The following is a 1,909-nucleotide window of genomic DNA, read 5'->3' on the forward strand; positions in this document are numbered from 1 at the left end:
ATAGTTTACCGGGTGATATTTTAGAAGAAATCGACAAAAAAATTAACGACACAGAAGCGATTAAGCAGTTAAAGAAAGGAATAGACAGCAGCACGGAAGCGATACTGGAAAACGCGAAGGGACTCAACGGCAATACGCAGTATTTCATGCGTCAAAACGGCAAGATGAAGGCGGAAATTGTCAGGGTTGATAATTATGTGGTAACAGAGACCAAAGCTTTAGCCGAGTCTATCCATCAGGTCAGAGCGACAGCGGATAAGTCATGGGCAGCGGCGCAGAACTCGCTACAAGCCAAATATGACATGAAAAAGGGTGAGGCTTCTGCCACCTGGACATCGTTAGTCAAGATTGTTTATGACGGCGTCTCTTATGATGCAGGAATGGTCATTGGTGCGGAGCTTAAAAACGGCAAAGTCAGTACGCAAATTGGCTTTAGTGCCCAAACTTTCATCGTCTACAATCCGGCTAATGGCAAGATGGAGCCTGTTTTTGCTATTAGAAATGGGCAGGTTTTTTTACGCACAATATTTATTGATAAAGGAACGATTGAAGAATTATTAATCGGCTCTGTTATTCAGTCAAAAAATTATCAGGCGGGAGACACCGGTTTCAAGATAGATGGTGAAACCGGTATCGCAGAGTTTAATCGCTTACTCATTAATAAAGACTTTAAAATCATGGGAGATGCCTCAAAAATTGTGTTAGATAATACCGGGCTTGCCGTTTATCCCGCTTCTGGTGGGGTAATAAAACTAGGCAGGAGGCCATAATGTCAGATTACGGTTTGTTTGTTGATTTGAATGACGGTTTTAAAACCTTTGAAATAACCAGTAAAAGTCGAATACTGACAAAACTTTTAAGTACAAATAACCACGATCTAAAAAAAAGAGATCATAGCTTCACCATTCCTGAAGCAGATAAATATAATCTAATAATCGTCCCTAAAGTCATATCTAGACTTTATCAAGTATCCAGAAGTTATGCTGTACGTCAACTGAGACTTGAAAATATACGCGTTGAAGGAAATCAATTAAAGTGCAATTGGGATCGTTGGGGTATCCACTGGTTTTGGGGTGGCCCAGGAGGAGGGGTGTCAGATCGAGGAACATTTTTGTACGGTGAACAATACGAAAATGTGTATAAAATAGATGTTTATGGCTATCCAAAACAAGCAACTAGTGGTGATTATGGACTATTTATTGGTGGTTTAGGTAATGCAGTAGAAATCACTCAGCAATCAAAGTTAGGGTATTGTGTTTTTAGAAAGAAAATATCGATAAGTACTAATGGCACTTATAAAATCCCTAACACTGTTCCAAGTATTGGTAAAAGTCTAGTTTTTATTAGACCAACAAATCAAAATGCAGTTGTTTCTATCTCTAGAGACAATAAAAATATTTATAGCAATGTGCGAACAGATGTTTACGTACTCGTATTCACGACTGATTTTACACTATTGCCAGTTGATTACGGTCTTAATATTTACAATCAAAAAGGAACAGTGAGTTACTCATCTAATTATTTACCTTTTCTGGTTGGCGCTAATATAACATTAACCCAATGGGGAGTAACGGCGCCATTTGCACGCCCAATGTTACAAGCAAATGAATGTGCAGAAATGATAGATCGCGTCTATCAGGGCTGGACATATTGCAAAGCGGGCGGTTATCGTTTTCAAGGAAATACAATAACTATTCAGCAGGGAAGGAATTTAGAATGGGTGTTTGTAGATACATCAGCTATTGATGATATCACTTATAGCACGCCATCTTACGTTATCGACTTCGATCTTTATTTTTAGAGAAATTATATGATATATAACACAGGCACCGTAACCGTTGTGTCAGGCTCTTCTATTGTAAAAGGCACAGGCACAAAATGGAACAGTAATAATCCGTTGGTATCACCT

At 38.8% G+C, this 1,909-nt stretch carries 2 protein-coding genes; both read left to right on the forward strand.

The features are described from left to right. Window positions 1–770: phage tail tip fiber protein (locus G468_RS21820; protein WP_034250431.1), on the forward strand; the 770-nt coding region annotated here is incomplete at its 5' end. Beyond that, window positions 770–1,801: a DUF6453 family protein gene (locus G468_RS0117360; protein ID WP_026824074.1), complete on the forward strand. Its 1,032-nt coding sequence runs from the start codon at window positions 770–772 to the stop codon at window positions 1,799–1,801. The genes G468_RS21820 and G468_RS0117360, both read left to right, overlap by 1 nt. Window positions 1,802–1,909 lie beyond the last annotated feature (108 nt).

It is taken from the genome of Arsenophonus nasoniae DSM 15247, assembly GCF_000429565.1.
Lineage (GTDB): Bacteria > Pseudomonadota > Gammaproteobacteria > Enterobacterales > Enterobacteriaceae > Arsenophonus > Arsenophonus nasoniae.

What these genes read in the sequence shown, in the direction of transcription:
- G468_RS0117360 (WP_026824074.1), top strand. Translation starts at nt 770, where the DNA reads ATGTCAGATTACGGTTTGTTTGTTGATTTGAATGACGGTTTTAAAACC.